General features: G+C 62.5%; 16 protein-coding genes. 11 read left to right on the top strand and 5 right to left on the bottom strand.

Translation table 11 applies throughout. The features are described from left to right. Nucleotides 1-118 precede the first annotated feature (118 nt). From ACQY4G_RS01080 to ACQY4G_RS01060, 5 genes are all read left to right on the top strand, one after another. The gene (locus ACQY4G_RS01080) at nt 119-2509 is read left to right on the top strand and encodes a TonB-dependent receptor (protein WP_421992442.1); all 2391 of its coding nucleotides are present in this window, start codon (nt 119-121) and stop codon (nt 2507-2509) included. Nucleotides 2510-2690: 181 nt separating this feature from the next. Continuing rightward, entirely contained in the window at nt 2691-3335 is a 645-nt protein-coding gene (locus tag ACQY4G_RS01075; RefSeq protein WP_421992440.1) for a GDSL-type esterase/lipase family protein, read from the top strand. 26 nt (nt 3336-3361) lie between these two features. After that, entirely contained in the window at nt 3362-4960 is a 1599-nt protein-coding gene (locus ACQY4G_RS01070) for a sulfatase (RefSeq protein WP_421992438.1), read from the top strand. Further along, nucleotides 4953-6311 carry an MFS transporter gene (locus ACQY4G_RS01065; RefSeq protein WP_421992436.1) on the top strand — a complete coding sequence of 453 codons (1359 nt, stop codon included), beginning with the start codon at nt 4953-4955 and terminating at the stop codon, nt 6309-6311. The genes ACQY4G_RS01070 and ACQY4G_RS01065 overlap by 8 nt, the downstream gene beginning before the upstream one ends. Before the next feature lie 35 nt (nt 6312-6346). Then, a complete protein-coding gene (locus tag ACQY4G_RS01060) occupies nt 6347-7015 on the top strand; it encodes a TetR/AcrR family transcriptional regulator (RefSeq protein WP_421992434.1) in 669 nt (222 codons plus the stop codon). 92 nt (nt 7016-7107) lie between these two features. On the opposite strand, the gene ACQY4G_RS01055 is transcribed toward ACQY4G_RS01060, so the two are convergent. The 5 genes from ACQY4G_RS01055 to ACQY4G_RS01035 form a co-directional block, all read right to left on the bottom strand. Continuing rightward, a complete protein-coding gene (locus tag ACQY4G_RS01055; protein WP_421992432.1) occupies nt 7108-7386 on the bottom strand; it encodes a hypothetical protein in 279 nt (92 codons plus the stop codon). Nucleotides 7387-7537: 151 nt separating this feature from the next. Beyond that, on the bottom strand, nt 7538-7948 hold the full coding sequence (locus ACQY4G_RS01050; RefSeq protein ID WP_421992430.1) for a nuclear transport factor 2 family protein: 411 nt from the start codon (nt 7946-7948) through the stop codon (nt 7538-7540). Continuing rightward, nucleotides 7948-8376 (bottom strand): nuclear transport factor 2 family protein, encoded by a 429-nt coding sequence (locus tag ACQY4G_RS01045; protein WP_421992428.1) that lies wholly within the window; start codon nt 8374-8376, stop codon nt 7948-7950. Before ACQY4G_RS01045 ends, ACQY4G_RS01050 begins: the two co-directional genes overlap by 1 nt. Then, nucleotides 8373-9125, bottom strand: coding sequence for an aspartate/glutamate racemase family protein (locus ACQY4G_RS01040; RefSeq protein WP_421992426.1), 753 nt, complete (start codon nt 9123-9125; stop codon nt 8373-8375). The genes ACQY4G_RS01045 and ACQY4G_RS01040 overlap by 4 nt, the downstream gene beginning before the upstream one ends. Nucleotides 9126-9154: 29 nt before the next feature. Beyond that, nucleotides 9155-11701, bottom strand: coding sequence for a TonB-dependent receptor (locus ACQY4G_RS01035; RefSeq protein ID WP_421992424.1), 2547 nt, complete (start codon nt 11699-11701; stop codon nt 9155-9157). A 112-nt stretch (nt 11702-11813) separates the two neighbouring features. Here ACQY4G_RS01035 and ACQY4G_RS01030 point away from each other — a divergent pair, with 112 nt between their 5' ends. The 6 genes from ACQY4G_RS01030 to ACQY4G_RS01005 are packed head-to-tail and all read left to right on the top strand — an operon-like array spanning nt 11814 to nt 19236. Continuing rightward, nucleotides 11814-12494, top strand: coding sequence for a GntR family transcriptional regulator (locus tag ACQY4G_RS01030; protein ID WP_421992422.1), 681 nt, complete (start codon nt 11814-11816; stop codon nt 12492-12494). Nucleotides 12495-12502: 8 nt separating this feature from the next. Further along, nucleotides 12503-13438 carry a hydroxymethylglutaryl-CoA lyase gene (locus ACQY4G_RS01025; RefSeq protein WP_421992420.1) on the top strand — a complete coding sequence of 312 codons (936 nt, stop codon included), beginning with the start codon at nt 12503-12505 and terminating at the stop codon, nt 13436-13438. Then, on the top strand, nt 13438-15486 hold the full coding sequence (locus tag ACQY4G_RS01020; protein WP_421992418.1) for a hydantoinase/oxoprolinase family protein: 2049 nt from the start codon (nt 13438-13440) through the stop codon (nt 15484-15486). The genes ACQY4G_RS01025 and ACQY4G_RS01020 overlap by 1 nt, the downstream gene beginning before the upstream one ends. Before the next feature lie 11 nt (nt 15487-15497). After that, complete coding sequence (locus ACQY4G_RS01015) at nt 15498-17393, top strand: hydantoinase B/oxoprolinase family protein (protein WP_421992416.1); 1896 nt, start codon at nt 15498-15500, stop codon at nt 17391-17393. Then, nucleotides 17390-18589 carry a CaiB/BaiF CoA transferase family protein gene (locus ACQY4G_RS01010; protein ID WP_421992414.1) on the top strand — a complete coding sequence of 400 codons (1200 nt, stop codon included), beginning with the start codon at nt 17390-17392 and terminating at the stop codon, nt 18587-18589. The genes ACQY4G_RS01015 and ACQY4G_RS01010 overlap by 4 nt, the downstream gene beginning before the upstream one ends. Then, entirely contained in the window at nt 18589-19236 is a 648-nt protein-coding gene (locus tag ACQY4G_RS01005) for an isochorismatase family protein (protein WP_421992412.1), read from the top strand. The genes ACQY4G_RS01010 and ACQY4G_RS01005 overlap by 1 nt, the downstream gene beginning before the upstream one ends. The last annotated feature ends 198 nt before the right edge of the window (nt 19237-19434 follow it).

Below are 19434 nucleotides of genomic sequence, written 5' to 3'. Positions count from 1 at the left end.
TAAAGGATGGCCCCATTGTGTCAAGCGGAATGGCGATACAAGTGGATAATCACTTGACGGCCCGATTTTTCGGTTCAATAACCACATGGATAACGAAAAGAGATGAGGGAGAGACGAGATGATGCGGGGAATCCTGCTTACTGGCACGTGTCTTGCTGCCGTCGGGCTGTCGGCACCCGCAATGGCACAGGATACTGACGACGATGTCGGAACGCAGACATCGGCTGATCAGGAAAACGTAATCATCGTGACCGCGACACGGCGCGAGGAAAGCCTGCAGGAGGTTCCGATCGCGGTGACGGCTGTCACGGGCGAGGTCCTGGATAATGCCGGTATCGGGTCGGTGGAGGCTCTGACCGCAATTGCGCCCAGCGTCACCTTCACCCAATCCTCGAACGACCAGAACAATTCGGTGAACATTCGCGGGGTCGGGACTTCGGTATTCTCCCAAGGGGTGGAATCGAGCGTCTCGGTCGTGGTCGACGACGTCGTTATGGCGCGCCAGGCGATGGGTTTCCAGGACTTGGCCGATGTCCAGCGCGTGGAGGTCCTTCGCGGCCCGCAATCGACGCTCTTTGGCAAGAATGCATCGGCGGGGGTCATCTCCGTTACGACGCAGGCTCCGACCGACTATTTCTCGGGCATGGTAGATGCGCAGATCGCCGAAGATGGCGAATATGCTTTGCGCGCTTCGCTATCCGGTCCACTCGGAGGCGGCTTCAGCGGGAGGTTGACCGGATACTACAAGGAGTTCGACGGTCATATCGACAATTTGTCCGATGGCCGTGATCTCAACGGCTATGAGAATTGGGGCCTGCGCGGCAAGATACTGTTCCAACCCGAGGGGAGCGATTCCAGCTTCACCTTGATAGGCGATTATCGCAAGTCGGATCAGGACTGTTGCATCTATGTGGCGCGCGACACCAGCAATGCGGCGGGCGCCATTGGCGGCGGGCGGATCGACGATCTGCTGGCGCCGGTGGTAGCGGGTCCGGAGAATGCCGACAGCAACGTCAATGCGCCGGTGTTCAACAATTCGGAGCAGTGGGGAGTCTCCGGCAAGGCTGAACTCGACATGGGAGGCGGCTACACGCTGACTTCGATCTCGGCCTATCGTTGGTACGATTTCGTGAACAATCTCGATGTCGATCTGCTCGATCTCGAAGATCCCCAACTGGGTGTCATCACGTTCGATCTCAACAGCGGCACGACCAAGATTACGCAGTTCAGCCAGGAAGTCCGGCTAGCTTCGCCGCAGGGCCCGCCATTCGATTTCGTTTTGGGCGGTTACGCTTTCCTGCTCGATATCGATCGCACCTTTCAGCGTCGTTTCGAGATACTGTTGCCGCTGTTCGGTGGCTTCCAGATCAACCAGAGTGGCCGCTTCGATGCGACAGTCAACACGACCAACCTTGCTCTTTTCGGCAGCGCAAATGTCTACCTGACCGACAAGACTGTGCTCTTCGGCGGCGCCCGCTTGATCGACGAGACGCTCGAGTACCGGGTCGATCGCGATCCGGCGGATGTGCTCGTTCCGGGCGATCGCCCATTCGGTGGAAATCCCGGCACGTTTCTCGCACTCAGCGATCAAACCGATGATACCGCCATTACTGGCGAGATCGGCCTGCGTCACGCATTCACGCCGGAAATCAATGCCTACGGTCGGTATGCCCGTGGTTATAAGGGCCGTGGTATCGATTCCGGGTTTGGCGCACCGCAAGGCGTCGAGCCTATCGACGCCGAGACCTCGGACGCGTTCGAACTTGGGATCAAGTCGAACCTTCTGAATGGAGACCTCATCCTCAATCTTGCGCTGTTCCATACCGATTTCGAGAATTTTCAGGAACAGGCTGCGGTGCTCGTTACCGATCCCAACAATCTGCTGTCGGCCGAAACCCGTCTGACGAATGTCGGGTCGGTCCGCACGAGGGGCATTGAACTCGACGCGGTTTTCACGCCGACAGACAGCACCTTCGTGCAGGCCGGCATCGCTTATACCGATGCGACAATTACCGAATTCGACAACGCCGAATGCTTCTTCCAGCAGACGGAAGCTCAAGGATGCGTCCCGGTGACGCTGGATGACAATGGCACGCCGGGCGACCCTTCCGACGATATCGTCCAGAACCTTCAGGATCTCTCGGGATCCGCCCTGCCCAACGCTCCCGAATGGCGTCTGACCGGCCTGGTCAGGCAAGAATTCCCGATTGCAGCGGCGTTCGATCCTTTCGTCCAAGTCTCGGGGCGCTGGCAGAGCGAGGTGAACTACGCACTCAACGGAGATCCTCGCGCGACCCAAGGTGCCTATGCCATCGTCAATCTCGCCGTTGGCATCGAGGCAGATGACGGTTCCTACTCAGCCGCCCTCTTCGTCAACAATGTTTTTGACCAATTCTACGCGACCAACATTTTCGGCGATCCACTGTTCGGCAATTCGGGGGTAGTGAGCCATTATGTCCCGCGCGACTTCGCACGCTATTTTGGAGCGCGCGCCAGGTTCGAATTTTGATTGGACAGTCCTCTTCTGAGCGCCGCAGACCCTCCGGAGCAGTCTGCGGCGCTTTTTTCGGCAGCCGATACCAAGGTGGTCCGATATGAGGCGGATCGGCATCCTCGGCGCCCTTTTCTGTGCTGCTGCTCTGGGTGGATGCGCTGCGACGGGGCGAAACGATGCACCAGAGGCGCCGCAGGTGACTGCTCCGACGGTGTCGCAAGAGGCGCTCGACACCTATATCGAGCTTCGCCAAAAGCGCATCGCCGATATCTGGCGCGCGTTCGCACCACCGAAAGGCGCGGTGGTTTTCGCCGGGTCAAGCATCGTCGAAGAGGGACCCTTCAACGAGATGTTCCCCGATTATACCGTCATCAATCGCGGCATCGGGGCGGACACGACAACCGGCCTGCTGAATAGGCTTGACGAGATTATCGCGCTGAAACCTGCGAAGCTTTTTGTCTACATCGGCGGCAATGATCGCAGCCGATTGAACGACAACCCCGAGGCGGCGATCGGGCGGCTTTCGACGATTGTCGACCGGCTGCGTACCGAGACCCCGGAAACCGAGGTCTACGTCCACACACTGTTTCCACGGGAGGTCGAACACGCGGCCTGGATCGAGGAGTTCAATCGCAGTTTGCGTTGGCTGGGCCGACAAGGCTCGATTTCCGTGATCGATACCCACCCGCTCGTGCTCGGCGAGAACGGTGCGATCGATCCTGCGCTGACCAATGACGGTATCCATCTGCTGTCGGAGGGCTACCGTCGCTGGCAGACCTTGCTGCAGCAGGGCCGGCTGCCGCCTGTTGGCGAGCGCGACGCTGAAGCGACAAAACAATGACTGGCCTGGAACGCGGGAGTATCGAAATGCTGCGTGAGAAAGTGGAAAGAATGAGGGTGATTTTCGCGGCCTTGCTATTCGCGCTGTGCAGCCCGCTCCAGGCGGAAACGCCCGATCGCAAGCCCAACATCGTGGTCGTGCTCGTCGACGATCTGCGCTTTGACGAACTGGGTTTCATGGGTGCGGACGTGCCGACACCCGCCATGGATAGGCTCGCTGCGGAAGGCGTCATCATGCGCAATGCCTTCGTCACAACATCCTTGTGCTCCCCCAGCCGCGCCTCTCTTCTGACAGGTCTCTCGATGCGTAATCATGGCGTGGTCGACAACAATGTCCCGCTTTCCGATGCGCTGACGATCTTTCCCGAGAAGCTGCAGCACGCCGGATACCGGACCGCGCTAATCGGCAAATGGCACATGGGCAGCGGGGCCGATCCGCGGCGGGGCTTCGATCACTGGGTGAGCTTTCCCGGGCAGGGCAGCTACAATCCGCGCGATCTGCTTGGACTCCCCTCGGTGCTCAATGTGAATGGCGAGGAAGTCCGGCAGGAGGGCTACATCAGCGATGAACTGACTCGATATGCCTCGGACTGGCTGCGCCAACTCGATAGCAAGCGACCCTTCCTACTCTACATCGCGCATAAGGGCGTGCACGCACCCTTCACCCCGGCCGCCCGGCATCGCGGGACACTTGAGGCAGGCGCGCCGGACCTGTCTCAATCACGCAAAGGCGACGAGAACGGCACACCGATGTGGGTCACCAATCAGCGCAACAGTTGGCACGGCGTCGAATTCGCCTATCACGACGTTCTGGCGATGGGCGAGTTCCGGCGCGATTATCGCGAGACCCTGCGCAGCGTGGATGACAGCATAGCGCGGCTTCGGGAGGTTCTGGCGGAGCTGGGGCGGCTCGAAAACACCATCGTCTTCGTGACCAGCGATAACGGATTTCTGCTGGGTGAGCATGGGCTCATCGACAAACGCAACGCCTACGAGGCCTCGATGCGCGTGCCGATGATTGCTTGGGGGCCGCAATTTTTTGGAACGCGCCGAGACAGCGCCTCTCTGATCGCAAATATTGATCTGGCACCCACAATCCTCGAACTCGCCGGTGCCGAGCCGCTTGCCAATATCGACGGTATAAGCTTTGCACCGATACTGCTTGGCCGAGAAGGCGATGCTCGCGAGGAACTGGTCTACGAATATTACTGGGAGTTCAACTATCCGCAGACGCCGACGACGTTTGCCCTGCGCGATCACCGTTTCAAATACATCCAGTATCACGGTGTCTGGGATACCGAGGAGCTGTTCGACCTCGCAGCCGATCCGTTCGAAACCAACAATCTGGTGGCCGACCCCGACTACACTGACACGCTTATTCAGATGCGCTTGCGGCTTTTCGCCGGGCTGGCATCCAGAGACGGCTCGCATCAAATCGCCTTCAGCCGCAAGTTCAATCAGGGTGCTGTCTTCCGGCTGCAGCAAGGCAGCCGGGCCGCCGAGTTCCCCGAAAGGTGGTTGCGCGAACCCGGCGCATTCGACCGGCTGGAACATGTCCTTCCCGACGGTCCTCAAAAGGAAGCACTGATCCAGCAGTTGAACGCGGCGCTTGGCAGCGATGACTGAGAGCGCACTGCCACGCTGGCGCCGAGCCGCTTACGGATTCGGTGATTTTGGGTTCAATCTCTACTGGTCCACCGCCAGCATGTTCCTTTTGTATTACTACACGGACGTGCTCGCCCTGCCGGCGACGACCGCCGGCCTCATTTTCCTGGTGGCGATGGTTTGGGACGGGATCAGCGATCCGATTATGGGCTATCTGGCGGAACGGACCCGCACGCGCTGGGGCAGCTATCGCCCCTACCTTCTGTTCGGTGGCCCAGTCCTGGCGGTCTCGCTGGTGCTCATGTTCTTCCGGCCTACTGCTGAGGGCACGGCGCTCGTCGTCTATGCCGCGGCGACGCATGTCCTATTCCGCACGGTCTATACCGTGATGTCGATCCCCTATTCCTCGCTATCGGCGCGGATCACGCGCAGTTCGGCGGTCCGCAATGAGCTGTCTGCATGGCGCATGATATCGGCCACAACGGGAGGCTTCCTGGTCGCGTTCTCTACCCTGCGGCTGGTCCAATATTTCGGTCAGGGCGACCTCGCGACGGGCTTCTTCTGGACGGCCGTCTGCTTTGCCGCGTTGTCGATCCCCGTGTTCCTGATCCTGTTCGCGACTACGAGGGAACCGACGTTGGCGCACAAGGATACCACTGCAGAGCCGCAGGCAAACCTCAAGGACGCGCTGGCGCTCCTCCTTGGGAACCGAGCATTTCTCCTTGTCTTCCTTGCCACTGCCTTCCTCTTCATGGGCGGTGTCCTCAGCAGCAAGACGCTGATCTATTATTACAAATACACTCTCGGTAACGAGGCCGCCTCGGGCGATGCGCTCGCGTTGATGACGGGAGGCGCAGCCCTTCTCATCCCTCTATGGGCATGGCTTGCAACCCGGATCGAGAAACGCAGTGTTTGGCTTTCGGGACTGACGATTTCGTTGCTCGTAAATCTTGCGATCTATCTCAATCCGCTCGAGACCGTTCCTGTGGTCACTGCGCTTTTCGCTGTGGGCGCAGTTGGCACGGCTGCGAGCTATCTCTCTTTCTGGTCCATGCTGCCCGACACAGTCGAATACGGCGAATATACCAGCGGACGCCGGGTGGAATCACTCGCCTTCGGCCTAATGTCCTTCGTACAGAAATGCAGTTTCGGGATCGCTGCGGCGTTACTTGGCTTCATGCTCGATCTGATTGGTTATGTTCCTAACGTCGAACAAAGCCCGGATACCCTATCGGCGATCAAGGCGATCATGGCGTTGATGCCGGTCGGCTTCCTTGGCATCGCGATCGGGCTCTTGTGGTTCTATCCGATCACACGGGCAACGCACCAATGGATGGTGGCCGAGATCGCCGCCCGGAAGGCGGTCGCCTAGTTGCCTCGCCATCAGCCCGCAGCTACCTTTCGCCGATGAATGCCGAGCAGCCATTGAACCAGCGCGAAAAGCAGCGCCTGAAGACCCGTGGCCAGATCCTCGAGGCGGCGCTTCAGATATTCGCGGAGAAGGGCTTCGACGCTACCAGTGTGCGCGAAATCTCAGGCAGCGTAGGCGTCAATCACGGGCTTATCCGGCACCACTTCAAGAACAAGGAAGAGCTCTGGAAAGAGGCGGTGCGGTTCTTGTTCGAACGAATGGAGGCTGAGCTCGCTATCGAACCTGGTAGCGAAGATCATCTGACGGAATTCGAGAGGCTGCAGAACACGATCCGCCGCTACGTCCGCTATTGCGCGCGGCACCCCGAACATGCGCGCATCATGGTCCAGCAGTCGATCCACGGCACCGATCGCTTCAAGTGGATGGTCCGAAAGTTTATTGCACCGCAGCACCGCAGCTTCCGACCTTCGCGCGGCAAGCATATCGCCGAAGGCCTGTGGCCGCAGATCGACGAAGTCTCACTTGCCTATATCTTCGTGGCCGTCGCGCAGATGCCCTTCGTCCTGTCGAATGAAATCGACGAGATTTACGGCATCGACCCTACCGGACCCGACTGGGTCGAGCAGCATGCCGACGCGATCATAGAACTGTTTTTCCGACACCGCGTCGACGAGGCGGATCAGCCAGAGCGGGGGAGAGAATAGATCCAAGGTGGCCGGAGCGACAAGCCACGGGTGGCGTTCTTCCTTCAGACAGGACGCCCTGACTTGCGGTGGCGCGAACGGTGTCTGAAATCCTATTCTCCGCTTGTCCACTCATCTAAGCCAAAATCGGACCGACCGCTGTCGGCCCCATAAGGGCCGATCGATGTGACGATGCCGGCCTCGGTGGAGCCATAGGCTTCGTAATAGATGCCCTCACCGAACATCGCGATCAGCGCCTCTTTGAGCCATTGCGGCATGCCCGCGGCGTTGGAGATAAGGCCCTCCAGCCAATGGACAGTGACGGCCTCCCGGGCCTGGTCGCCAAGCGCTTCGAACCGCCTTGTATGGGTCGGCGCTATGAATAGCCCCATAATGTCGCCCTGACCCACCCGACCAAGGATTTCTAGTGCTCGCAGGTGGTCGCCTAGGCTCACGGTTCCCCCGATATCGCTCTCGGCGTCGTCGCTTCGGATCAGCGGATCGCTCGAACAACATCCTGATCATACGATATCAGTTCGAATTTTAAACCAGCGGGTTTTCGCCGCTCATATAGACATAGACTTCCTGGAACTTTGCGCCGTCCGGACCCGGGCGCACGCGCCAGAAATTGGTGTTGAACAGCCGGGTGACCGAGCCATCCTCGGCGGTCAGCACGGCTTCGAAGCTGGCGGCGATGCGGCCGTTCTTCTCGTCCACCGTGCAGGTGAAATCCTTGTGTACGATGGTTTCGTAAGCGGCGAAGAAATCCTCGAACATGCGGCGGATTTCGGCCTTGCCCGAATGACGGGTCCAAGCCGTCTGAACGCAGAACAATGCTTCGTCGTGGAAGCAGTCGAGTGTCGCCGCCATGTTCTTGGCATCGACATTGCCGAAATAGGTCTTCGTTGCCAGTTCGATCAGTTCGGTGCGCGAGAGGACGGGTTCGTACTGCATCAGGCGTCCCCTTCCTTGAGCAGGTTGTCGCCGCTCATATAGACATAGACGCGGTGGAACCTGTCGCCCTTGAGGTAGAAGCGGTTGCAGTTCTCGTAGCGCAGTTCCTCGCCGCCTTCCGGCGTGATCAGGACGGTGAATTGCGAGCAGATCGTGTTGGTCGCGGGATCCGCCGTGTGGACGAAATTGCCGTGCCAGATCGAGGAGAAGTCGGCGAACAGCTTCTCGAACATCGCGCGGATTGCGCCGATCCCGTCATGCACCGTGTTCGAGGTCGCCTCGGTCAGCACCGCATCCTCGGTGAAGCAGTCGAGCACCTTGTCGAGCTGCTTGTTGTCGACCCCGTCGAAATAGCGCTTGGTGACGATATCGACGTAATAGGGATAGGGCAGCGCCTGCTGCCCTTCTGCGCCCTCGCTCCAGCTCATTCCCATCCTCTCCTAATATCTGCGTCTTTCCCGACTTCTGGCGCGGGAAACGCCTGTTTTGAATGCGTGAGGCCGAGCCCGATCAGCATTTCCAGATGCTTGTAGGCGACCTGACCCGGGTTCAGCACCGGGATCGGCAGCTCGCTCGCCAGGAAGGCGGCAGACTGGTGCATGGTGGTGGAGCCGAGCACGATCACGTCGGCCCCGTCTTCCTCGATCGCTTGTGTCGCCTCGCGCTTCAGCTTGTCGAAGATCACCTCTTCCTTGCCCGCGAGCAGCTCGGTGACGTCGGGCCGGGTGTCGATCGACCGCAGCGAAGCGACCCGGTCCCACAAGCCGTATTCGGTCAGCGTCTTCTCGTAAAGCGGGAACCATTCGGGCCACATGGTGAGCACGGTGAATTTCTTGCCCAGCATCATCGCGGTGCAGAAGCTCGCTTCGCCCGGGCCGACCACGGGGATCGACAGCCGCGAACGAAGCGCGCGCAGCCCGCTGTCGGACACGGTATCGATCAGCACGCCGGCATAGCCATCGTCCTCGGCATCGATTCCGGCCTGGAACACGGTCCAATCCATCAGCAGCATGTCGTGATAGCTGTCGCCGAGCGCCGCGCCCCACGGCACGGCAGCGAATTCAGGCGCAAAACCCGGCGCCACGAAAGCCTCGGGCAATTGCTCGGCGCGCGCGGCGACGCCCGCTGCGTCCATCGGGATCGGTACGATCACCTTGATGCGCTTGGTCTCAGCCACGCCGCACTCTCCTCACGCGATGGTATCGGTCAGAACTTGACGCCGGCTTCGACCCCGAAGCGCCGCAGTGCGCCGGGCGAGATGAACGATCCGCCGAACTCGATCGCGGGGATCACCTCGTTGAGATACTTCTCGTTGGTGAGGTTGTCGGCGAACACCGTTAGCGACCAGCGCTCGGTCTCGACCCCGACGCGCACATCGAGCACTTCGAAGGTGTCGCGCTGGGTGATCGAATAGTCGGCGTCGCCAACGACGCCGGGCAGCACCAGCTTGTTCGGCGATGTGACCGGATCGGCAGGCAATGGCAGCAACCCGCTGAACAAGGTTGGCGACATGTCGTCCTGCACCGTGTGGAACCAGGTCGGCCCGGTGATCCGGTAATCGGCGCGCGCGACGAAATCGAGCGTGTCGGTCAGCGGAAGGTCGAGTTGGGTCCCGAGATTGATCGTGTAATCGGCGGTATAGGGCGATTCATTGCCGACGGTGATCGGGCGCGAGGCGTTGGCCTTGATTTCGCTCTCGGTCAGGTTGACCGAGCCGAACACGTCCCAGCCGGGCAGCAGCTCGGCATTTAGATTGAACTCTGCCCCGTAGACTTCGACCTCGTCGATGTTCGAGACTACGCGCAGTAGCCCGAACGCCCCGACGAAGAATTCGAAGAACTGCATGTCGTCGATTTCGGTGTAGTAGCCGGCGAGATCGAAGTTCACCCTTCCGTCGAGCAGCGTGCCCTTGACGCCGGCTTCGAACGCGCTCGACTTCTCCTTGCGGAAGACATCCTCGATCAGGATGTTGGTGCCGATGAACTGGTTGAACGCCTGGTCGACGATCGCCGCCGACCCCTGATTGTTGAAGCCGCCCGATTTGAAGCCGATGCCCCAATTGGCGTAGAAATTGATGTCGTCGGTAATCGCATAGCGCAGCGAGATCTTGGGCTGAAGCTGCTTGAAGGTTTGCGACTGGTCGGGGATCGGGCCGAACGCCTGTCCCGGATTGATCGGCCCGCCGGTGAAGGGATCGGTCGCGACCGGCACCAGGTTGGTGACCGAACGGTCCTCGATATCGTAACGCAGCGCGAGGCCGATATCGAGCCGGTCGGTGGCCTCGAAATCGGCCGAACCGAATACCGCGTAGACGTTGGTCGAGAAATCGTCGTGATAGAGCTGCGTGGTCGGATTGGCCGATCCAGCCGGGTTGAACAGCTGGCGCGTAATACCGTTGCCGAGATCGGCGCCGAGGCTGACCCCGACCTGCCGGTCGATATGGAGGTAATAGGCGCCGACCTGCCAGTCGACCGGCCCGCCATTGTTCGACGCCAGCCGGATTTCGGCGCTGAAATCGCTCTGGTCGCGGATCTGGTATTGCGTCCCGTCGCAGCTCGTCGGGCTGTAGGGCCCGAAGGTCGAGCCGCCGATCGGATCGAAGATGAACGGCACCGGGTTATTGCCGATGAAGCCCGGCTGGTTGACTGGAAAACCCGTCAGGCCGGCAGTGGTCGAAAAGCACAGATTGGAGGCAGCGACCGAATCCTGCGTCGCCCCGGGGAAGGTGAAGCGCGCGAAGTCCGCCGACGTCCCGTCCGCGCCGAGTTCCTGCTCGACATCGCTGTAGAGCAGCCAGGCGGTCAGCGTGACGGCGTCGAATTCGTGCTCGACCTTGGCCGAGACCTCGAAGGTCTGCTGCTCGTTGAAGGGCCGGATATTGGAATAGAAATTGAACGGGTGCTCGTTCACATCCTCGAAGAAAGCCGGGTTGACACCGGCGAAATTGGGCAGGTGGAAGGCCGCGTTGAAGTTGATCGAAGCCCCTGACAGGTCGGCATAGCGGGCCTTGATGTCGAGCTCGGTCGCGTCGCTCAGCTGCGCGACGAAGCGCCCATCGATCGACCAGATTTCCTGGTCGTCGACCGTGTTCGAGCCGAGGAAGTCATTGCGGTAGAAGCCGTCGGTGGTGAAATAGTTACCCGACAGCACGATGCCGGCACCCTCGCCGACCGGAGTCGCGATATAGGCGCTGGCCGAATAGGTGTCGTCTTCCGCCGCGCTGACACGGACTCCCCCTTCGAGAAAATCGTCGGGCTTGAGCGTTTGGATCACGATCGCGCCCGCAGCCGCGTTGCGGCCGTAAAGCGCGCCCTGCGGACCTTTGAGGATCTCGATCTGGCGCAGCGTCCCCTGATTCTGGTTGAGCTGCGCGGTGTTGGTCTTGAGGATGCCGTCGACCACCAGCGCGACCGAGCTTTCGGCATCGCGCGCGCCGTTGATGCCGCGAATATTGATCTGCGTGTCGCCCGCCTCTGCGGTGCCGGTGACGATGGTGACGCCGGGGGTAAGCTGAACGAATTCGTCGGCGCGCTCGATTCCGGTTTTCTCGAGCGTCTCGGCGGAGAGGACCGTGACCGATGCGGGCACATCGATCAGCGCTTCGTCCTGACGCCGCGCGGTGACGATGATCGGGGGATTAGCCTGCGAAGTTTCCGCCGCGGCCTGGTCGTCGCCGTCCTGGGCATGGGCGATGCCCGTGAAGGCCGGTGCCGTCAGGGCGGAAGCAAGCAGGAGCCCTTTGAACGATCGCATAACCGAATTCTCCCCGTTATCGTCCACCAGCCCGCGCCGGCGGCAATTGAACCTTGCGACCTGCGCTTCTTATTGTATACAAAATTGCGCAGTCAAGGTCCGAGGAGAACAAATGTCGCGTGCGTCCGACAGAGCCTACAGCACGATTCGCGAGATGATCGTCTCGGGCGAGCTCGCGCCGGGCGATTCGCTGCGCGAGGAGGCGCTCGCGGAAATCTGCGACGTTTCGCGTACTCCCGTGCGCGAGGCGCTGCGGCGACTCGAAGCCGACATGCTGATCCACAAGACCGAATCGCAGCGCAGCTATGTCGCCGACTGGTCGCTCGACGATATCGGCGACGCATTCGAACTGCGCGCGATGCTCGAAGGGCACGCCGCCCGGCGCGCGGCCAAGCGAATCGACGACGCGACGCTGCAGGCGCTGCGCGAGTGCAATGCCCGCATTGGCAAGGCGGTGATCGCCTCGCCGCCCGATGTCGACGGTTTTCTCGAACTCAACCGCGAGTTTCATGCGCTGATTCTCGAAGCCGCCGAGTCGCGGCGCCTGACCGGCCTGCTGACCACGCTGATCGAGCAGCCGGTCGTGTGGCGCACCGCGCATCATTACGGGAAGGACGAATTGCGCCGTTCGCACCAGGAGCACGACGAGCTGCTGGCGGCTTTCGCGCGCGGCGACGGGGCGTGGGCCGAATCGATCATGGCGGGTCATATCCGGCGCGCCTTCCACGCCTATGCCGATGCCCATCGCGGCCTGACCGCGATCGACACGGCATCGGGGAAGAAGCAGGCATGAGCGCAAAAATGTATACAGATGCAGTGGAAATGGTCGAAGTCAGCCCGCGCGACGGCCTCCAGAACGAGCGCCGCGAAGTGTCGACCGAAGACAAGCTGGCGTTGATCGGGCGTGCGATCGCGGCCGGATCGCGGCGCATCGAAGTGACCAGCTTCGTGAACCCGCGCGCGGTCCCGCAGATGGCCGATGCCGAGGCGGTTTGCGACGGCCTGCCCGATCGTGAGGACGTAACCTATATCGGCCTCGTGATGAATATGCGCGGTGCGGAGCGAGCGATCGCCACGGGGCGGATCGACCAGCTGGGCGCTGTCGCGGTCAGCACCGACCAGTTCGCGATGGCGAACCAGGGCCAAACCAGCGACGGCTCCGTCGAAGCATGCCGCGAAATCATTGCCCGCGCCCGCGACGAGGGACTGACCGCACAGGCAACCATCGCGGCCAGCTTCGGCTGCCCGTTCGAGGGCGAGGTGGCCGAGGACCGCGTGCTCGCCATGGCCACCGCGATCGCCGAGGCCGGGCCGGTCGAAATCGCGCTCGCCGACACGATCGGGGTCGGCAATCCGGCGCATGTCGAGCGACTCGTTGCCCGCGTGCGCGCAGCAATCCATCCACTTCCGGTGCGGGTCCATTTTCATAACACGCGCGGCACGGGCCTGGCCAATGTCTGGGCCGCGATCGGGGCAGGGGCGCGCGTCGTCGACGCCTCGATCGGCGGTCTCGGGGGTTGCCCCTTTGCCCCCGGGGCCGCCGGCAATGTCGCGACAGAGGACGTCGCCTACATGCTCGAACGCGCCGGCATTGCGACCGGACTCGACCTCGACCAGCTGATCGACACCAATCGCTGGCTCGCCGGCGTGATGGGCAAGGACCTGCCCGCGATGGTTGGCAAGGCCGGCGGCTTTCCCAAGCCCGAAAACTCAACAACCGAAAGGACCGCTGCCTGATGCGCTATAGGCTGGGCGTCGATGTGGGGGGCACGTTCACCGACCTCCTGCTGTTCGACAACGAAACGGGCGAATTCTGGCGCGAGAAGACGCCGTCGACCCCCGCAGACAGCTCGGAAGGAATCCTCACCGGGGTTGCTTCGATCACACAGGAAGCGGGCGTGGATCCGGCCGAGATCGAGTTCTTCCTCCACGGAACGACGGTCGCGACCAATGCCGTGCTCGAAGGGAAGGGCGCGCGCGTGGGGCTGATCGTGACCGAGGGATATCGCGACATCATGCAGATCGCGCGCAGCTTCGTGCCCGGCGGTCTCGCCGCGTGGATCGTGTGGCCCAAGCCCGAGCCGCTCGCCGCGCTCGAGGACACGATAACCATTGCCGGCCGGATGGACGCCGACGGAAACGAGGTCCGTCCGCTGGACGAGGACCAGGTCCGCGCGCAGTTGCGGGCGCTGAAGGACGCCGGCGTCGAGGCGATCACCGTCAGCCTGATCAATTCCTACGTCAACGGCGCGCACGAGAAGCGCGTCGGTGCCATCGCGCACGAGACGATGCAGGACATCCCGGTCTCGCTCAGCCACGAAGTCCTGCCCGAAATGCAGGAATACGAGCGCTCGCTGTCGACCGTCGCCAACGCCTCGGTGCGGCCGGTGGTGGGCAAATATGTTTCCAATCTGCGCGACAAGCTGCATGCCTCGGGCGTGACCGGCAAGCTCTCGCTGCTGCGCTCCGACGGCGGGTTGATGAGTTCGCAGGCCGCCGAGGAGCATCCGGTCAATATCCTGATGTCGGGCCCGGCCGGCGGGGTCACCGGTGCGCTGTGGGTGGCGAAGAATGCCGGCTTCAAGAACATCCTCACGCTCGATGTCGGCGGAACCTCGACCGACGTCGCGCTGATCGAGAATCTCGAGCCGCGCCGCGTGCGCACCACCGAAGTCGGGCACCTGTCGGTGCGCGCCTCCTCGCTCGATGTGAAGACGGTCGGCGCGGGCGGGGGTTCGATCGCCTATGTGCCCGAGCTTACCGGGGCCCTTCGGGTCGGCCCGGAAAGCGCGGGCGCCGTTCCGGGACCGGTCGCGTATGGAAAGGGCGGCGAACAGCCCACCGTGACCGATGCCAATGTCGTGCTGGGCTATCTGCCGGAAGACCTCCTCGGCGGATCGTTCAAGCTCGACCGGGACGGCGCCCGTAGAGCGGTGCAGACGATCGCCGATGCGCTCGATATCGGGCTGATGGACGCGGCACGCGGCATCATCGACATCGTCAACGAGAACATGTTCGGCGCGCTGCGCATGATCAGCGTGCAGCAGGGCTACGACCCGCGCCATTTCGCGCTGATGGGCTTTGGCGGAGCGGGGCCGCTGCACGTCAATGCGGTCGCCAAGCTGATGGGCAGCTGGCCGGCGATTTCGCCGGTCTCGCCCGGCGTGCTGTGCGCTCTCGGCGATGCGACGACGCGGATGCGGACCGAAACCGCGCGCAGCTTCAGCCGGCTGGCGACCGAAACGCGGGTCGAGGAACTGGTCGCGGTGCTCGACGAGATGGCCGCGCAAACCCATGCCGAACTGACCGAGGACGGTATCCCCGAAAGCCACATCACCAGCGCGTTCGAAGTCGATGTCCGCTATGCCGGCCAGGCCTTCGAAGTGCCGCTGACGATCGATCCTGAAACGCTCCGCTCGGAGGGTATCGACGGCATCCTTGCGCGTTTCGACGCCGAGCATCGCCGGCTGTTCACTTTCAACATGGATACCCCGCACGAGATCGTGAACCTGCGCGCGGTCGCGCTCGGCGAGGCACCGCAACTGCCCGCCGCCGAGCTCGCCAGGGGCGACGGCAATGCGGACGCCGCCAGGATCGGCGATCACACAGTGTGGATGGACGGCAAGCAACAGGACGCCGGCATCTACCACCGCGCCGAACTGAAGCAGGGCGACACCATCCCCGGCCCCGCCATCATAACCGAGATGGACTCCACCACGCTCATCGAAACCGGCTGCGTCGCGACGATCGACGCGGTCGGCAACATCCTGATCACCCCTGCCTGAGGTCACCCGCCATGCCTGCCGAGATCATCCAGGAAAACACCGCCGCTTTCGACCAAGTGGCAATCGACCCGGTCACGCTCGACATCATCGAGAACGCGCTTAGGAACGCCCGCATCGAGATGGATGCGACGCTGGTGCGCACCGCGATGAGTCCCGGTATTCGCGAGCAGGGCGATGCTTTCCCACTGATCGCCGATCCCGCCGGCAAGATGATCGTCGGCCAGTTCGGCAGCTTCATCGACGGCTTCCTCCGCCAGTTCGACGGGACGATCGAAGATGGCGACATGATCTTCCTGTCCGATCCCTATTCCTGCGAGGGCGCGATCAGCCATTCGAACGACTGGCTGGTGCTGCTGCCGGTCTACAAGGACGGGCGCCTGCTCGCCTGGACCGCGATGTTCGGCCACCAGTCGGATATCGGCGGCAAGGTGGTCGGCTCGATGCCGATCGACGCCAAGTCGATCTTCGAAGAGGGCGTGCGCATTCCGCCGGTCAAGATCTGGAAGAAGGGCGAGTACAACGAAGACCTGATGAAACTCGTCATGCACCAGACGCGCAAGCCCGACTGGTGCCAGGCGGACCTCAACGCGCTGATCGCCTCATGCCGGGTTGCCGCGCGCCGGGTGATCGAAATGGCCGAGCGCTTCGGCGATGACGTCTACATCTCCGCAACGCAGGAACTGCTCGCGCGCAACCACCGCGCGATGAAGGCGCTGATCGCGCAGGCGGTGGCGGAGGAACCTGTCAGCTTCGAGGACTATGTCTGCGACGACGGGCTCGGCTACGGCCCCTACAAGATCAAGTGCACCATGTGGCGCGAGGGCGACAAGGTGATCCTCGATTTCGACGGCACCGATCCGCAATCCGCCGCCTCGATCAATTTCTATCTCAACGAGAACATGTTCAAGATGTTCTTTGGCATCTACATGATCATGGTCTTCGATCCGCAGATCTTGTTCAACGACGGGTTCTACGACTTGATCGACGTGCGGATTCCGGAAGGCTCGCTGCTCAAGCCGCAATTCCCCGCCGCATTGTCGGGCCGCACCCACGCGTTGGGGCGGATTTTCGACATCCTCGGCGGGCTGCTCGGCCAGAAGACGCCCGAATTCCTCAACGCGGCCGGTTTCAGCTCCTCGCCGCACCTGTTCTATTCGGGCTGGGATAGCCGCCAGAGCCGCGAAGGCGAGTGGTTCCAGCTGTTCCAGATCGGCTTCGGCGGGATACCCGGCCGCCCGCTCGGCGACGGGCCCGACGGGCACTCGCTGTGGCCGGGCTTCACCAACGTCCCCAACGAATTCCTCGAACGCTACTTTCCCTTGCGGATCGAGCGCTACGAGACCGAGCCCGACAGCGGCGGCGCGGGGCTGCATCGCGGCGGCAACGGCATCCATATGACCTATCGCTTCCTTGCCGACGGGCAGATCGCGATCCACGACGACCGCTGGTTCGTGCCGCCGTGGGGCGTCAATGGCGGCCAGCCGGGCAAGCGCGCGCGCAAGCTGATCGAGCGCGCCGACGGCACGACCGAGATCGTCGGCAACAAGGTCGACGACGTCGAAGTGCGCGCGGGCGACCAGCTCCACTTCATCACCTGGGGCGGGGGCGGCTGGGGCGACCCGCTCGAACGCGATCCGCAAGCGGTGGCGCGCGAAATCCGCGAGGGGCTGGTGACAGCCGAAGGCGCGCGCGATTACGGCGTCGTCGCCGATGACGATGGCGCGGTCGACGAGACGGCGACCGAGAGCTTGCGCGCGGACATGCGCAGGAGCCGCAAGGCGGGCGAGGTGTTCAATTTCGGCCCCGGCATCGACGAATTGCGCGCCTCGTGCGAGGACGAAACCGGGCTTGCCGCGCCGATCCAGCCCGAATGGCACGACCATCAGACCGCCGAGGCGGCGGAATGACCGAATCTCCCAATACCGGCGCCTTGCAAGGCCTGCGCGTGGTCGAAATGGGCCAGCTGCTCGCCGGCCCGTTCTGCGGCCAGCTGCTGGGCGATATGGGGGCCGAGATCATCAAGCTCGAACCGCCCGGGCGCGGCGACCCGATGCGCGACTGGGGGCTGGGCGAGGAAAAGGTCCAGTGGGAAGTGATCGCGCGCAACAAGAAATCGGCCACCTGCAATCTCCGCGTGCCCGAGGGACAGGAGCTCGCGCGCCGGCTGATCGCGACCGCCGATATCGTGATCGAGAACTTCAAGCCCGGCACGCTCGAACGCTGGGGGCTGGCGCCCGAAGAGCTGCTGAAAGCGCATCCGGGCCTGATTATCGCGCGCATGTCGGGCTACGGCCAGGACGGCCCCTATTCGGACCGCGCCGGTTTTGGCGGGATCGGCGAGGCGATGGGCGGCTGGCGCTATATTGTCGGCGAACCCGACCGGCCCCCGGCGCGGATGGGCATCTCGATCGGCGACACCTTGTGCGCGACCTATGGCTGCATGGGCGTGCTCGCCGCGCTCCATCACCGCGAGAAGACCGGCGAGGGGCAGGTGATCGACACCGCGCTCTACGAAGCGGTGCTGCAGGTGATGGAGGGGCTCGTTCCCGAATACGATTACGGCGGGGTGATCCGCGAACGCTCCGGCTCGATCCTGCCGGGAATCGCGCCCTCCAACGTCTACCAGTGCAAGGACGGCCCTTTCATGATCGGGGCCAACAACGATGCGATCTTCAAGCGGCTGACGCAGGCGATGGGCCGGCCCGATCTCGCCGAGGACCCGGATTATGCGACCCATGTCGGGCGCGGCAGGAAACAGGCCGAGCTCGATGAAATCATCAACGCATGGACCGCGCAGCATACGATCGACGAGGTCGATGCGCTGATGATCGAGCACTCGATCCCGGCGGGCCGGGTCTATACCGCCAAGGACATGCTGGCCGATCCGCATTTCCAGGCGCGCGAGGCGATCGTCGAGGTCGAGACCGAGGGGCGCGGCAAGCTCAAGATGCAGAACGCCTTCCCGCGCTTCTCCAAGACTCCGTCGGGCATCCGGCGGCCCGCCCCGGTCACGCCGGGCCAGCATAATGCAGAGATCTACGGCGCGCTGCTGGGGATTGGTGACGAGGAGCTGGAGCGGCTGGCGGCGCAGGACGTGATCTGATGTCCGCCTCCGACCTGACGGAGAACTACGCCAAGGCCTTTGCCGGCCATCTAGAGCCGGGGAACACGCCCGCGCTGCTGCTGGTCGATATGGTCGAAGCCTATCTGCGCGCGGATTCGCCGCTTTTTTGCGAAACCGCTGCCGCTGCGGTGGAGCACGCCGCCAGCCTGCTCGAAACTGCCCGCGCGGCCGGCCGGCAGGTCGTCTTTACCAATGTCGCCTATGAGCCGGGCGGGGCCGATGGCGGCCTGTTCTACCGGAAGACGCCGGTGCTGCGCGTGTTCGAGCGCGGATCGCCGCTCGGAGAATTCCCGGACGCCTTGCAGCCGCGCGACGGCGAATGGGTGGTGACCAAGCAATACCCCTCCGCCTTCTTCGCCACCGGCCTGGCCGACCGGCTCCGCGATGCCGGGGTCGATACGTTGGTCGTGGCCGGTTTTTCGACCTCGGGCTGCGTCCGCGCCTCGGCGCTCGACGCGCTGCAACACGGTTTCCCCCCCTTCGTCGTGCGCGACGCCTGCGCCGACCGCCACGAAGCGCCGCACGAGGCCAATCTGTTCGACCTGCAGGCAAAATATGCCGAAGTGGTGGGTGAAAGAGCCGCTGCCAAGATACTCACCCTGAGGCAACGCCACCTCTCACCATAATCAACTCTCGTTAATGTCATTCAAGCAAATTTGGCGCGGGCGATTTCCATTACGGCTCAAGCTTGGCCAACTCGTCGAGCACCAAGACCAGTCAGCGGGACTTGATCTGGATGGCCCAGATCAGCGCGATAGCCCGCTAGTAAAATGGAACGGGTCGACGCTTTAGAGCGTCTTATACTGCTCGCAAAGCCGACTTTC

Source organism: Qipengyuania sp. (assembly GCF_965277845.1).
Lineage (GTDB): Bacteria > Pseudomonadota > Alphaproteobacteria > Sphingomonadales > Sphingomonadaceae > Qipengyuania.
The sequence above is the reverse complement of the archived record's forward strand: the minus strand, read 5'-3'. Positions and strand labels throughout refer to the sequence as shown.

Bases quoted from the DNA above. Each gene is read 5' to 3' on its own strand.
- ACQY4G_RS01010 (WP_421992414.1), top strand. From the start codon at position 17,390: ATGACCGAATCTCCCAATACCGGCGCCTTGCAAGGCCTGCGCGTGGTC.
- ACQY4G_RS01060 (WP_421992434.1), top strand. From the start codon at position 6,347: ATGAATGCCGAGCAGCCATTGAACCAGCGCGAAAAGCAGCGCCTGAAG.
- ACQY4G_RS01025 (WP_421992420.1), top strand. From the start codon at position 12,503: ATGTATACAGATGCAGTGGAAATGGTCGAAGTCAGCCCGCGCGACGGC.
- ACQY4G_RS01005 (WP_421992412.1), top strand. From the start codon at position 18,589: ATGTCCGCCTCCGACCTGACGGAGAACTACGCCAAGGCCTTTGCCGGC.
- ACQY4G_RS01055 (WP_421992432.1), bottom strand. From the start codon at position 7,386: ATGGGGCTATTCATAGCGCCGACCCATACAAGGCGGTTCGAAGCGCTT.
- ACQY4G_RS01050 (WP_421992430.1), bottom strand. From the start codon at position 7,948: ATGCAGTACGAACCCGTCCTCTCGCGCACCGAACTGATCGAACTGGCA.
- ACQY4G_RS01035 (WP_421992424.1), bottom strand. From the start codon at position 11,701: ATGCGATCGTTCAAAGGGCTCCTGCTTGCTTCCGCCCTGACGGCACCG.
- ACQY4G_RS01020 (WP_421992418.1), top strand. From the start codon at position 13,438: ATGCGCTATAGGCTGGGCGTCGATGTGGGGGGCACGTTCACCGACCTC.
- ACQY4G_RS01080 (WP_421992442.1), top strand. From the start codon at position 119: ATGATGCGGGGAATCCTGCTTACTGGCACGTGTCTTGCTGCCGTCGGG.
- ACQY4G_RS01065 (WP_421992436.1), top strand. From the start codon at position 4,953: ATGACTGAGAGCGCACTGCCACGCTGGCGCCGAGCCGCTTACGGATTC.
- ACQY4G_RS01070 (WP_421992438.1), top strand. From the start codon at position 3,362: ATGCTGCGTGAGAAAGTGGAAAGAATGAGGGTGATTTTCGCGGCCTTG.
- ACQY4G_RS01030 (WP_421992422.1), top strand. From the start codon at position 11,814: ATGTCGCGTGCGTCCGACAGAGCCTACAGCACGATTCGCGAGATGATC.
- ACQY4G_RS01015 (WP_421992416.1), top strand. From the start codon at position 15,498: ATGCCTGCCGAGATCATCCAGGAAAACACCGCCGCTTTCGACCAAGTG.
- ACQY4G_RS01045 (WP_421992428.1), bottom strand. From the start codon at position 8,376: ATGAGCTGGAGCGAGGGCGCAGAAGGGCAGCAGGCGCTGCCCTATCCC.